The following is a 12,976-nucleotide window of genomic DNA, read 5'->3' on the forward strand; positions in this document are numbered from 1 at the left end:
AATCGAACCCGCGATCTCCTGCGTGACAGGCAGGTGTGTTAACCGCTACACTACGGGACCCCTTGAAAAAAGATATGTATTGCGGGAGGCGGATTTGAACCACCGACCTTCGGGTTATGAGCCCGACGAGCTACCGAACTGCTCCATCCCGCGGTAATATTATTAATCTTGCGACTTACCTATTCATCATATCACAATTTGTTAACCAATGTCAAACCTTTTTTAACAATTTGTGAATTTTATTTTCGAAACGTTAAAGTTGTTTCGAATTTGTTATCTCTTTTTTCAAGACAATACCTAGTATATCGACTTCCCTATCTTGCGTCAACCAGTTTCTGTTAGAAATAAGTGTAATAAATATATAATTGTTATAAATTTTTATATTTAGAGTGCAAATGGTCTCTTTTTATTTACAAATCAGTGATGCTTAAGCTTTCCTTTTGTAAATTTCTTTAAGGTTACAGTAGATATTGCGTTGTTTTATATCCCCTCTTAATAAAAATTCAGCAACTTAAAACGCGAATCATGCTTCAAGTTTTAAGTTACTGATTATTAATTTTATATTTAAACCATTTCTTCGCTTTCTGCGAGAAAGCCATTTCGATTCAAATCATCTATCGCATTATCTAAGATCTTTTCAGTGTCTGCAGATAATGTATGCAGATGAATACCATCTGTTAATTTCGCTAACATTGTCCCTTTAAAGCGTGTCATTTCTTCTACAAACGCTTGAATATCTTCTTCAGTTTCAATCATCAATTCAGCACGGATACTGCCATATACGGGATGCTCAACAGAAACATCATCAATCATTGCGCCATTTTCAACGATAAGTTTTAATTCTTCTTCCATCTCATCATAATCATGTTGGCACATTACCACACGTTTACAGCTTTTTCCTTGAGGTTCAATGTCCATAAAGTAACCCTTGCTTGTTGAACTGATCGCATATTCTTTCGTTTTTAAGTGTGAGATATCTTTCACGATAATTTGTCGCGAGACACCAAAACGTTCACTCAGTTCTGAACCTTTAATGGGTCGTGTCGAACTTTGTAAGAGTTCAACGATTTCAGTTCGTCGCTGATCCGCTTGACTCATGGGCAGCCACTCCTTCTAATATCTTATCTATTTCATTAAAACATGTGTCAATTTCACCTAATGTTGAATTGCTTGAAAATGAAATACGTACATATTGATCCGCTTCATGTTCTGTTTGTTTAATCTTCTCAATTAAACCCTCACTCAATAATAAACCATGACCGCATGCTGTACCAGTTGAGATACATATATTACGGCTAGATAAAGATTGCATAATATATTGACCTTCAAATTGCGGTGTTAACAATCCAATAATATGAGGTGCTTGTTTATCACTTCTTAACACACTAAAACCAGATGCTAAAGCACGTTCAGTCGCATATTGATGGAGCTTTGTTAAATGTTCATAACCCGCATCTAATGATAAAGCTCTTGTCATTGCTAAGATGCCAGGCACATCTAACGTACCATTACGTGTACCTTCTTCATGGAAGTAATGTATATTTGTAGGTCGCACTGACTTGTGTTCAATCAACAATGCCCCTACACCTTTAGTACCTTTAAATTTATGTCCAGAGAACGCATATGAAGTAAAAGCTTGAATCGCTTTATCTTCAATCTTTTGTACAGCTTGGACACCATCCACATGAAATGGAATATTGTATGCTTGTGCGAATTCAGCAATTTCATGCACTGGTAGAATATAACCAATTTCAGAATTCACATGTTGTGCAATAATCAATACTGTCTCATTATCTACTAGTGCTTCTAAAGCTGCTAAGTCGATTGCACCTTCGTTTGTTAAAGGCATTTCTACGATTTCAAATTGTTTTTTATATGGTTCTAATGCTGCATAAATAGAAGGATGCTCATAAGGCGAAACTAAAACCTTTCCTTCTTGTGCTTGTGATAAATAAATATCAATTGCGATTTGGTTTGCATGTGATCCACTTGTTGAGAATAAAACTTCTTTATCCGTATTGAAATGTTTTTGAATATAGTGTCGGCTAGAATTCAAAGCTTCTCTTGCCATTTCTCCACCGACATGTAAACTCTCACTATTAAAAAACAACGTTTGTTGTGCTTCATTATATATTGCCAGCGCTTCTTTTGATGGTTGTGTTGTCGCTGCATTATCTAAATAAATCATATCTTTTCTCCCCCACTTGCAATTATCTTACTTTTATGACAAAATCATTGCATACATATATGTTAACATAATTGTATATATTAATGTAAATAGAGGTGTAAACATGAAACGTGTCATTGTGGTTGGGAGCGGAATTGCTGCACTCTCGTTTGTTCGTCAATTACAAGATGATATCGAAGTGATTTGTATCACTAAGGACAAGCTTGCTGAAAACAACAGTAATTTTGCCCAAGGTGGCATATGTTTTTCAAAAAGAGAAGAAGATGAAGCAATCAGCCATAGCCAAGATACTTATGAAGCCGGAGCTGAAATGGGAGATTTTAATGTAATCCAAGAAGTCATTACGAAAAGCTATCCTTTGATTCAAGCACTCGTAGATGAAGGTGTCCCATTCGATTCAAACCCAGTCACACATCATTTAGATTACGCAATGGAAGGCGCACACTCAGCCGCAAGAATTTTGCATGCTGGCGGTGATCAAACTGGTAAGTATATCGCACAACATATGGTAGAACATCTTTCTCATCCACACTTATCCATAATGGAATCAACAGAAGTCATTGATTTAATTTATAACCATGAACATCAAGTCTGTGGCGTACTTGTTTTAGATAGTACTGACGAACAACAAATCATTGAAGCAGATAGTGTCGTGTTCGCAACAGGAGGTATTAACAACCTCTTCCCTACTAACTCTAATATACCACATACCATTGCATCAGGATGTGTGGTCGCATTACGTCATGACATCGCTTTAGAAAGTATGGAAATGATTCAATTCCACCCTACTTTATTAGGTGAACCTGAACATGCCTATAGTTTAGTGTCTGAAGCTGTTAGAGGTGACGGTGGTGTGCTAGTCAATGAACAAGACATTCCGTTTATGGATAAAATACATCCGATGAAAAGCTTGGCTCCACGTGATGTGACTAGTCGTGCAATCTATCATCAACAACAAGAAGGTCACCAAGTCTTTTTAGATATTAGTGCGATTTCGAATTTTGCAGAGCGTTTCCCTACTATTTACAAAGCTGTTCAAGCACATTTATCCTGAAGCGATTGCCAAACAACGTATCCCTGTTACACCAGGCGCACACTATACCGTCGGCGGCATTAAATCAGAGATTGATGGAACAACAAGTCTTGAAGGCGTGTATGCGATTGGAGAAGCGGCTTGTACAAACTTTCATGGTGCCAACCGCTTAGCCAGTAATTCATTATTAGAAGGTTTAGTTATGGGTGCTTTATGTGCCGAGAAGTTAAATCAAACTTTACAACCTGTCAGTCATAGTCATTTTAATCCAGTATTTAAAATACCTTCTATCTCAGCTGATAGAGCTGCACAATTACAACAAAAAAGTTTTGACATTTTAGGTGTGGAACGTAAAGGAATCAAAATGCAAAACTATTTGAAAGAAATTGAACAGACATTATTCGAAACATCTGAAACAGAATATGTCGATAAAGCAAAATGGCAACGTTATTGTACTGTCAAATTACTACAAATCGTCTGTACAGCAGCGCTTGCTCGTCAAGAATCAAGAGGCGTACATTACAGACTTGATTATCCACATCAAGATAAGCAATTACAATTTGAACTTATTGAAATCAATTCAGGAGGCATGGAACATGTTAAATCCACTACTCGTCAGAGAGAAAATCACTCAATATTACATTGAAGATAATCAATATGGTGATTTAGCAACACACATCTTTGATCAGACACAACAAGGTACAATGTACTTAAAATCAAAAGATAACGGTATCTTTTGCGGCGAAACTATTATCAAAGAAGGATTCAAGTTATTAAAGAGTCACATCGATATCGACCAAAAAATCAAAGATGGTGAGACAGTCAAACCTGGTGATATCATCGCTGAAATTACAGGCCCTGTTTACGTATTACTTACTATGGAACGTATTGTTCTGAACTTAATTCAACGTATGTCAGGTATTGCCACACAAACACATCGTATCGCAGAAAAAATTGCGCATACTTCTACGCGCATTGTTGATACAAGAAAAACAACACCAGGCTTAGGTATCTTTGAGAAATTTGCGGTGACTGTTGGAGGTGGTTTGAACCATCGTCGTTCTTTAAATGATGGATTGATGTTGAAAGATAACCATATCGCTTTCTCTGAATCAATGGAAATTGCGATTCAAAACGCTAAAAAAGTTGTAGGTCCAATGGATAAAATTGAAGTAGAAATTGAAAATGAAGAGATGCTTAACACAGCAATCAATCAAGATGTAGACATCATTATGTTTGATAACCAAACACCAGAATGGATTGCTGAACATCTTAAAGCAGTTCCTCAACATATTCAAACTGAAGCTTCTGGTAATATTAACGAAACAAATGTCGTTGCGTACGCTGAAACTGGCGTAGATTTCATTTCAATGGGTGCTCTATTTTATGCGCAAAACGCGCTCGATATTTCTGCAAAGGTTGTGATTTAAATGTTTAACCCAATGTTATCTGTATCAAAGGAAATTCCTGAAAAGTATCTTGAAATGTCAACTGAGGAGTTAGAACAACATATTCAATCTATTAAAGATGAATTAGGTGATCGCCTATTCATGCCGACACATCATTATCAAAAAGATGAGGTCGTTCAATTTGCCGATATTACGGGTGATTCATTAGAACTTGCTCGTATCTGTAAAGAAAATACTGCTGCTGAATACTTCGTATTTAACGGTGTACACTTTATGGCAGAAACAGCAGACATCTTAACAGACGACCACCAAGACATTTATCTACCAGATTTATCTGCTGGTTGTTCTATGGCAGACATGGCAAATATCACACAAGCTTTACATGGCTATGATGTTTTAACACAAGAATTCAACTTAGATATCTTGCCATTAACTTATGTCAATTCTACTGCAGCGATTAAAAAGTTCGTTGGCGAACACGGTGGTTCATGTGTAACTAGCGGTAACGCAAAATCAGTAGTGGATTGGGCATTGAAACAAGGTAAAGTTATTTTATTCTTACCTGACCAACACTTAGGACGTAATACAGCATATGATTTAGGCATTCCACTTGAACAAATGGCAGTATGGGATCCAATTGCTAAAGAACTTGTTTATGAAGGCAAACTTGAAGATTTACGTATTGTTTTATGGAAAGGTCATTGTTCTGTACATGAGAAATTCCATAAAGCACATATCGATTTAGCACGTGAACGTGATCCTGAAATCAATGTGATTGTACACCCTGAATGTGAATTCGAAGTGGTACAAGCTGCTGATTATGCAGGCTCAACACGCTACATTATTGAAACTATCAAAAACGCACCAAAAGGTTCTCGTTGGTTAATCGGAACTGAAATGAATTTAGTGAATCGTTTAAAAGATACTTACACAGACATCACGATTGATTCATTAAATCCATTAATGTGTTCATGTTTGACTATGAACCGTATTGACCTTCCTCACCTAGCTTGGTGTTTAGATAAAATTTTAGATGGCAACCGTGATAACATCATCAAAGTTGATGCTGAAACAGCAAAATATGCGAAAGAAAGCTTAGATCGTATGTTAAGCATTACTTAATATAAAATGAAAAGGTCTCTCTGAACGAGTAAATACGTCAGAGAGACCTTTTTTATCAATGATTTAATTAGCCATGCGTTTAATCATATTATTCTTTAATGCGAGGAAAGTATCATAACCATCCTCAGTCGTAAAATGACCCGCTTCATCAATAACCTTCATATCACCATCAAAAGCTTGAACTAAACGCTCTGTATCTTGATATGGAACATTCGAATCATCTTTAGATGCGATACCATAGAAATAGTCAATACGTGATTTTAAGTCTTCAATGTCTAATGTAACATCTGGAACATGTAAATCAGGATTTACACCTTCAGCATTCGGACCAAACCCTGCAATACTGAAGAACCCTTCAATACGAATATCTGGATGTTGTTCTAAATATTTCAGCCCCGCAAGCGTACCGAAGCCATGTGTTACGAAATATGTTTCATATTGTGAAATTTCAATTTGCTCATTTAACTGCTTTAACCATTCTTCCATATTGACTGGTAAGTCATGTTGGATATTAACGATATCTGAATGATATCCTTCTAGTCTTAATGATTGTTCTAACCATTCATACCAATTTGAGTGGGCGTCAGCACCTTGAGCATGAATTAAAACAATATTAGTCATGTTCTTCACCTCTTGCTCTTTCAAAAAGAAAATAACCTGAAATATCAGTTTAAATGTATTGAAAACCGTCTCCTATCTTCTGTGCTCATCAAAAGATATTTAGCGATTTACAATCGTCATTAAAACTTAGGTTCAGGTCATCTTTCTCTTGTGTATTTCTCATACCTATAATATAAAATCCATCATATTATCTCATCGTCTTCAATTATAAGATTAATCCTATTTGATAAAAAGGTCAATCTTTTTCATTACAATTCGACATGTCATAACATTTATTGTACAACTTCTGCTAAAGATTCTGCGGCATCTTTACCTTGTTGAATACAATCAGGTAAACCGACCGCTTCAAATGCTGCACCTGTAATACGTAAGTACGGATACGTATGTTTGATATGATCTTGAATACGTCGCACTTGTTGAATATGACCTACATGATACTGTGGCATGCTTTTTGGCATACGATGAACAATTGAAAATTCCGGATCGCCTTTAATATCCATCATTTGACTTAAATCACGACGTACTGTCGCAACAATCTGTTCATCATCCATTTCTTCTAAAATGTTATCACCAGGTTTTCCGACATAAGCACGTAACAAGACTTTACCTTCTGGTGTTGTAAACGGCCATTTTTTGCTGGTCCATGTACAAGCGGTAATACGAGTATTAGAAGTTCTCGCAATCACAAAGCCAGTACCATCATACGTATTGACCACATCTTTTTCATCAAATGCTAAAACAACCGTCGCTACAGAAGTACTTTCCATTGTTTTAAAGTAATCTAATGCTGGATCTTCTGAGAACCATTGCATAAATGTTTGATGTGGTACTGTTACTAAGACGCCGTCATAAAAGTGTTTTTCGCCGTTATAAACAACGTTATATCCTTTTTGGAAACCAATGATATCTTCTACTTTAGTTTGATATTGGATCGTTGTACCTTGCTCAATCACTGCATGCGTTAACGCTTCGATAAAAGAAGATAAACCATGTCTGAATTGCTTAAATTGCCCTTTAGGTGCACCAGGATACAATTGTTTTTTTCGTTGTCTTAATAACTTCTCATGGCGCATACCTTTGATTAAACTGCCGAACTCCTCTTCTCTTTCTTTAAAGTTAGGAAACGTACTCATTAAGCTTAATTTATCGATATCCGTACCATAAATACCACCCATTAAAGGTTCAATCAGATTTTCCAATACTTCATCGCCTAAACGTTGTCTGAAGAAATCTCCTACAGAAATATCTCCATCCATTTCAATAGGTTTCTTAGTTAAATCCATAGCGGCACGTAATTTACCTTTTAATGAGATTAATTGTGTTGTCATAAAAGGTTTTAAATCTGTCGGTATACCCATGATAGAACCACCAGGTATCGGATATAAACGGTTACGTGCATAGATATAAGATTGTCCTGTTTGGTTGGTAATTAATTCATCACCTAAGCCCACTTCTGTCGCAAGATCAGTCATAATTGTTTTGCGACCCAAATAAGATTCTGGACCTAATTCAATCGTGAAACCATCTTTACGATACGTTTGAATTTTACCACCCGTACGATTTGTGGCTTCAATTATTGTGACATCATATTCAGGATGTTCTTTTTTAAAATAATATGCTGCGGAAAGCCCTGTAATCCCTCCGCCGATGACTGCGATGTTCTTACTCATTTGCATCCTCTTCTTTCGTTGTTAAAACATAATAAACTTCATCTGCCATAGCACCGATAAAGAGCGGATGTGTATTTGGCATCGGTGGACGATGATAAGTTGCGCCTACTTCGTCACATACCACTTTACATTCATAATCATTATCATAAAGGACTTCTAAATGATCACAAACAAAACCAACTGGCGTATAAATAAAATGTTCATAGCCATATTCAGCTTTTAAACTTCTTGTTAAATCTTGTACATCCGGTCCGAGCCATGGTGTGCCTGTATTACCTTCAGACTGCCATCCTCTTGCTGTGTGTTGAATATTTGATAGTTCTTCTAATAATCTTGTGTTGTCTTTTAATTGCTCTGGATATGGATCATTTGATTCTAATATCATCTTCTCAGGTAAACTGTGTGCTGAAACCACCAAAACAGTACGATCATGTTCTGCTTCAGGTATGTCTGAAAGTGTTTGATTAATTTGTTTCACCCAGTATTGAATAAATTTTGGTTGTTGATAAAAGCTGTTCACATACGTCAATTTAATACCATGTGTTTGTGCCGCTTTCGCTGCACGTTTGTTATATGAACCTACAGAGAAATTAGAGAAATGCGGCGCTAAGACAATCGTAATCGCTTCTGTAATACCATCTTGATGCATACGTTCAACTGCATCTTCAATAAATGGATGAATATGTTTTAAACCGACATAGACTTTAAACTCAATATCTTGTTCTTCATACATTAAGTTCAATCTATCTTTTAATGCCTCCGCTTGTTCATCTGTAATTCTAGCCAATGGAGACATCCCACCTATAAATTCATAGCGATCTTTTAAATTTTGAACTTCTTCTGGTGTCGGTTTTTTACCGTGACGAATATCTGTGTAGTACGGCTCTATATCACTTTCTTGATAAGGCGTACCATACGCCATCACGAGTAGTCCAATAGTTCGAGTCATATTAAACCCTTCCTTTACCGTTCATTTTGCATTTAAATTATTTTCGTTTTGTATATTCATGGACATAATCAGCAATTTTCTTCAACGTTTCTGGTTTCACTTCTGGGAATACCCCGTGTCCTAAGTTGAAAATGTGTTTGCCGTAAGCCATTCCTTGATCTAAGATTTCATCTAAGCGCGGTTGAATAACTTCCCAAGGTGCCAATAACAATGAAGGATCTAAGTTGCCTTGAATTGTTTTCCTAACACCTGCATCAGCAGTATCTTTGATTGTTGTACGCCAATCAATACCTAATACATCAATCGGAAGTGAATTCCATTCTTCAATTAAATGTGTAGCATTCACACCGAATAAGATAACCGGCACATCATGTTCTGCTTTAATCCCTTTAATTAAGCGTTCCATATGCGGCTTAATGTAATATCTGAAATCAGGGGCATTTAATGCGCCAATCCACGAATCAAAGATTTGAATCAACTCTGCACCCGCTTCGATTTGTACATTCGCATACGTGATAGACATATCTACTAAATGATTCATTAACGCAAACCATGTTGCCTCATCACGATACATCATAGCTTTAGTGAAGTGATAATTTTTAGAAGGTCCACCTTCAATCATATAACTTGCTAAAGTAAATGGTGCGCCGACAAAACCAATTAAAGGCACATTCAATTTTTCTTCCGTCAAGAGCTTAATCGTATCTAACACGTAAGGTACATCGCGTTTTGGATCAATTTGTCCTAGCTTTTCTACATCTTGAATCGTTTTGATTGTATTCTCAATCACAGGACCGATACCAGATTTAATCTCTACATCTACACCAATCGGTTTTAATGGTGTCATGATATCTTTATATAAAATTGCTGCGTCAGTTTGATAGTGATCTACTGGTAAATGTGTAACATAGGCACACAATTCAGGTTGGTGTGTAATTTCAAATAACGAATATTTCTCTTTTAAGGCACGATATTCAGGTTGAGAACGACCTGCTTGTCGCATAAACCATAATGGAGTGTGTTCAACCTCTTCTCCCTTAATCATCTTTAAAATTGTATTATTTTTTTGATGCACCACAGTATCCTCCCAAAATTATAATCATTCTAATCTATTCTAGCATATCCGTAGAATACACGTATTTTGTTGGATGTAAATGTCATAAAAAAGACATAGCAAATCACAATCGTGTAAACTTTTTCTACGTGCTTACCTTCTTTAGTTGCAACATATTACATTATGACATAATTTGTTAAAATCCTCATTGGTTCCGTTTTCAAAATCTGAAACATTTTCATCATTTCTATATCAAATTGCCCTACTAATACTATATAATGAGACTACTAGTATTTTTAATTGCTAGAAACTTATTTTTATTCTTTGTAGAATAATACAAAAAAGGAGGAACGTGCCATGAAATTATATGCATCCTATGGTACATTCGAATACCTTAACCAAATTCGATTAAACAACCCAGAGCATAACTTATTTTTATTCTCAACAAATGATTCATCAGTGATTTTTGAAGAAACTGAACAACCAACTGCTTTAAAAGAACCACTTAAATATGAAGTACTTTCAAGCATTAATGAACTTGAAGAAGAATGTTTCTATGCAGTTGTCTTTATCCCAACTTCAGAAAATCATATGTATCAATTAGAAAAACGTTTAACATCATTATCTTTAAACTTGGATAAATTCCCTGGATTCAAATGTTACCGTTTCTTAAAACCAATTAAAGGAACAACTTACAAAATCTACTTTGGTTTTGCTGAGCGTAGTAACTTTGAAGATTTCAAATCTTCTCAAGTTTATCAAGATAACTTCTCTAAAACAGCGTTATCTCAATTCTTCGGTTCTAGCGGCCAACATTCAAGTTATTTTGAACGTTTCCTCTATCCGGTGGATAAAGATTAAGCAAAAGTATCTAAAAAACAAAACAACGTCCATTAGCTTAAATTGCTAATGAGACGTTGTTTTTATATATTTAGAATTAGTCTTTTAATAAGGCTTCTTGGTATTTCAATTTCTTGATAATATTTCTGATTGTCAACCAACCCACGACAAAGAATACTAATGCCATATAAAATTGTGGCGGGAAAAGGATAGCGTATGTTAACGCCAATATTACACCGATACCAAACATAATATGATATAGAAACTGACCATAACCTTGAATTACTCTTTCTTCAGGTACAGGCCAAACTTGCGGCCATAACCCATAAGCTTGTTGTGTATAGAACTGTGCTGTTTGCAGTAAAATTATATACATAAACAGTCCGCCTACAATTAATGAAATCCATTGATTCGAAAGCCAAATCATTAACACAAGTTCAATAATAACTAATCGTAAAATGATATTGAATGCATCTTTACCTCTTAAGAAGCTACGTTTAAATAGAAATAAATACATATGCTTTGCGTTATATTGATTTGAACGCGGTCTCGGCAATAAGAAATCCAAATAACGACGACGTACTGCCGCTGAGCGCAAGTGTTTTACATCAGTGAACATATTGACGAATTTATAGTAATTCATGAGATGTTGCTGTTCAATCGCAATCAGCGCTTCCCATGGCAATAAGCGTTTTGCATTATTTTTCTTTAGTACAATAATCCATGCGATAAATACAATAACAAGCAACAAACCAAACCATTGATGTGCACCTAATATTAAAACGTATGTGATTGCAAAGAGCAGCCATTGCAGGACTTGCATAATCCATAAAGGTCTTTTTGCCTGCATCCACTCTAATTTGGCAATTAAGCCGAGATATGGATAAATTAAAGCGGCAACCGCAAATAATGCGTAGTAAAGCAGATTGCCCGCTTCAAGTCGACTGAATAATGGAAAGAGTACAATTAATACAACCACTTGCAAAGCTATTCTATTTAAATAACTATAAAGAATACTATAGTTCAAGTAGCTGCGCATATGCCGTTCAAATGGTAATAGGAACAAACGATCCGCCTCTTTAAACAAAGTGCGTAAAGGAAAGATCGAAATTACAGCAACAGCGATACTTGCTAATAATGCGTATGGTATGCCAGATGGAATATGTTTAAGCCAGTTACCGTAGCCTAATATAAACGCACCGAATAAAATCAATAGAAATACTGAAAAGTGCCCATTAAAAATAAATTTATTATAGTAGGCTTTTTCTTTACTGATTGCTGTTCTTCTTTGGTTAAATAATTCTATGGCGCGATGGTCTGTCATACGTTTTGACCACCTTGCGTCACATGAATATAAATTTCATCTAATGTTTTATCATGTAAACCTGTTTGTGCTCTAAGTTCATCTAAATTACCAAAAGCAACGATACGGCCTTCATCAAGGATGATGAAGCGATCACAATAACGTTCGGCTGTTGCTAATATATGTGTACTCATCAACACAGTACGCCCTTCATTCTTCTTCTCTACCATTAAATCCAACATGGATTGAATACCTAATGGATCCAAACCAAGAAATGGCTCGTCAATGATATAAAGTTCAGGGTTGACGATAAAGGCGCAAATTATCATGACCTTCTGTTTCATCCCTTTAGAAAAATGACTTGGAAAAACTTGGAGTTCTTTTTCTAAACGAAATGTTTTTAATAACGGCATGGCACGATCCATTGCAGTTTGTTTATCAATGCCGTAAGCCATTGCAGTCATATCAATATGTTCTTGTAATGTTAATTCTTCATATATGACCGGTGCTTCAGGAATATACGATAATTTATGTCTATAGGTCTCAATGTCTTCTTTGATGTTAGTACCTGAAATAGAAAGTTCACCTGCAGCAGGTGTTAACAATCCGAGCATGTGCTTGATTGTCGTACTTTTCCCTGCACCGTTAAGGCCGATCAAGCCTACAATTTCACCATTTTTTAATTCAAAACTAATATCTTGAATCACAGGTTTTTTACCATAACCACCTGTGAGATGTTCTACTTTAACAGTCATATTCATAACCTCCAACTGTTCTTTATTGTACC

13 protein-coding genes and 1 tRNA gene are annotated in these 12,976 nt (G+C 35.9%); 5 read left to right on the top strand and 9 right to left on the bottom strand.

Annotated elements, in window-relative coordinates:
- Positions 1-79 precede the first annotated feature (79 nt).
- The 3 genes from HMPREF2603_RS12070 to HMPREF2603_RS12080 all read right to left on the bottom strand — a co-directional run bounded on the left by HMPREF2603_RS12070 (position 80) and on the right by HMPREF2603_RS12080 (position 2,188).
- Positions 80-153 (bottom strand) — tRNA-Met (locus tag HMPREF2603_RS12070).
- A 411-nt stretch (positions 154-564) separates the two neighbouring features.
- On the bottom strand, positions 565-1,098 hold the full coding sequence (locus HMPREF2603_RS12075) for a transcription repressor NadR (protein ID WP_002481268.1): 534 nt from the start codon (positions 1,096-1,098) through the stop codon (positions 565-567).
- Complete coding sequence (locus HMPREF2603_RS12080; protein WP_023016246.1) at positions 1,070-2,188, bottom strand: cysteine desulfurase family protein; 1,119 nt, start codon at positions 2,186-2,188, stop codon at positions 1,070-1,072. Before HMPREF2603_RS12080 ends, HMPREF2603_RS12075 begins: the two co-directional genes overlap by 29 nt.
- 103 nt (positions 2,189-2,291) lie before the next feature.
- On the opposite strand from HMPREF2603_RS12080, the gene HMPREF2603_RS13730 reads away from it, so the two are divergent.
- Genes HMPREF2603_RS13730 through nadA form a run of 4 tightly spaced genes read left to right on the top strand, consistent with a single transcriptional unit; the run spans position 2,292 to position 5,752 of the window.
- Positions 2,292-3,242, top strand: coding sequence for an FAD-binding protein (locus tag HMPREF2603_RS13730; protein ID WP_257243716.1), 951 nt, complete (start codon positions 2,292-2,294; stop codon positions 3,240-3,242).
- The gene (locus HMPREF2603_RS13735; protein WP_257243717.1) at positions 3,190-3,867 is read left to right on the top strand and encodes an FAD-binding protein; all 678 of its coding nucleotides are present in this window, start codon (positions 3,190-3,192) and stop codon (positions 3,865-3,867) included. The genes HMPREF2603_RS13730 and HMPREF2603_RS13735 overlap by 53 nt, the downstream gene beginning before the upstream one ends.
- Positions 3,818-4,651, top strand: coding sequence for a carboxylating nicotinate-nucleotide diphosphorylase (gene nadC / locus HMPREF2603_RS12090; RefSeq protein WP_002481271.1), 834 nt, complete (start codon positions 3,818-3,820; stop codon positions 4,649-4,651). Before HMPREF2603_RS13735 ends, nadC begins: the two co-directional genes overlap by 50 nt.
- Positions 4,652-5,752, top strand: a complete 1,101-nt coding sequence (nadA, locus tag HMPREF2603_RS12095) for a quinolinate synthase NadA (protein WP_060804844.1) — start codon at positions 4,652-4,654, stop codon at positions 5,750-5,752.
- Between the two features lie 63 nt (positions 5,753-5,815).
- Here the strand turns inward: nadA and HMPREF2603_RS12100 are convergent, their stop codons facing one another.
- The 4 genes from HMPREF2603_RS12100 to hemE all read right to left on the bottom strand — a co-directional run bounded on the left by HMPREF2603_RS12100 (position 5,816) and on the right by hemE (position 10,070).
- Positions 5,816-6,373: an RBBP9/YdeN family alpha/beta hydrolase gene (locus HMPREF2603_RS12100; RefSeq protein ID WP_060804845.1), complete on the bottom strand. Its 558-nt coding sequence runs from the start codon at positions 6,371-6,373 to the stop codon at positions 5,816-5,818.
- 272 nt (positions 6,374-6,645) lie between these two features.
- Positions 6,646-8,043, bottom strand: coding sequence for a protoporphyrinogen oxidase (gene hemY, locus HMPREF2603_RS12105; RefSeq protein WP_180363576.1), 1,398 nt, complete (start codon positions 8,041-8,043; stop codon positions 6,646-6,648).
- Positions 8,036-8,992: a ferrochelatase gene (gene hemH / locus HMPREF2603_RS12110; RefSeq protein ID WP_060804847.1), complete on the bottom strand. Its 957-nt coding sequence runs from the start codon at positions 8,990-8,992 to the stop codon at positions 8,036-8,038. The genes hemY and hemH overlap by 8 nt, the downstream gene beginning before the upstream one ends.
- A 37-nt stretch (positions 8,993-9,029) precedes the next feature.
- Entirely contained in the window at positions 9,030-10,070 is a 1,041-nt protein-coding gene (hemE, locus tag HMPREF2603_RS12115) for a uroporphyrinogen decarboxylase (protein ID WP_142351513.1), read from the bottom strand.
- Positions 10,071-10,403: 333 nt separating this feature from the next.
- On the opposite strand from hemE, the gene HMPREF2603_RS12120 reads away from it, so the two are divergent.
- Complete coding sequence (locus HMPREF2603_RS12120) at positions 10,404-10,907, top strand: hypothetical protein (RefSeq protein WP_060804849.1); 504 nt, start codon at positions 10,404-10,406, stop codon at positions 10,905-10,907.
- Positions 10,908-10,983: 76 nt separating this feature from the next.
- Here the strand turns inward: HMPREF2603_RS12120 and ecsB are convergent, their stop codons facing one another.
- Together ecsB and ecsA are read right to left on the bottom strand one after the other, a co-directional pair.
- Positions 10,984-12,210, bottom strand: a complete 1,227-nt coding sequence (gene ecsB, locus HMPREF2603_RS12125; RefSeq protein WP_060804850.1) for an ABC transporter permease EcsB — start codon at positions 12,208-12,210, stop codon at positions 10,984-10,986.
- Entirely contained in the window at positions 12,207-12,944 is a 738-nt protein-coding gene (ecsA, locus tag HMPREF2603_RS12130) for an ABC transporter ATP-binding protein EcsA (RefSeq protein ID WP_023016252.1), read from the bottom strand. The genes ecsB and ecsA overlap by 4 nt, the downstream gene beginning before the upstream one ends.
- Positions 12,945-12,976 lie beyond the last annotated feature (32 nt).

Source organism: Staphylococcus sp. HMSC055C03 (assembly GCF_001809385.1).
GTDB classification, from domain to species: domain Bacteria; phylum Bacillota; class Bacilli; order Staphylococcales; family Staphylococcaceae; genus Staphylococcus; species Staphylococcus simulans.

Bases quoted from the DNA above. Each gene is read 5' to 3' on its own strand.
- nadC (WP_002481271.1), top strand. From the start codon at position 3,818: ATGTTAAATCCACTACTCGTCAGAGAGAAAATCACTCAATATTACATT.
- HMPREF2603_RS12100 (WP_060804845.1), bottom strand. From the start codon at position 6,373: ATGACTAATATTGTTTTAATTCATGCTCAAGGTGCTGACGCCCACTCA.
- nadA (WP_060804844.1), top strand. From the start codon at position 4,652: ATGTTTAACCCAATGTTATCTGTATCAAAGGAAATTCCTGAAAAGTAT.
- ecsB (WP_060804850.1), bottom strand. From the start codon at position 12,210: ATGACAGACCATCGCGCCATAGAATTATTTAACCAAAGAAGAACAGCA.
- hemH (WP_060804847.1), bottom strand. From the start codon at position 8,992: ATGACTCGAACTATTGGACTACTCGTGATGGCGTATGGTACGCCTTAT.
- HMPREF2603_RS13730 (WP_257243716.1), top strand. From the start codon at position 2,292: ATGAAACGTGTCATTGTGGTTGGGAGCGGAATTGCTGCACTCTCGTTT.
- HMPREF2603_RS12075 (WP_002481268.1), bottom strand. From the start codon at position 1,098: ATGAGTCAAGCGGATCAGCGACGAACTGAAATCGTTGAACTCTTACAA.
- HMPREF2603_RS12080 (WP_023016246.1), bottom strand. From the start codon at position 2,188: ATGATTTATTTAGATAATGCAGCGACAACACAACCATCAAAAGAAGCG.
- ecsA (WP_023016252.1), bottom strand. From the start codon at position 12,944: ATGACTGTTAAAGTAGAACATCTCACAGGTGGTTATGGTAAAAAACCT.
- HMPREF2603_RS12120 (WP_060804849.1), top strand. From the start codon at position 10,404: ATGAAATTATATGCATCCTATGGTACATTCGAATACCTTAACCAAATT.
- hemY (WP_180363576.1), bottom strand. From the start codon at position 8,043: ATGAGTAAGAACATCGCAGTCATCGGCGGAGGGATTACAGGGCTTTCC.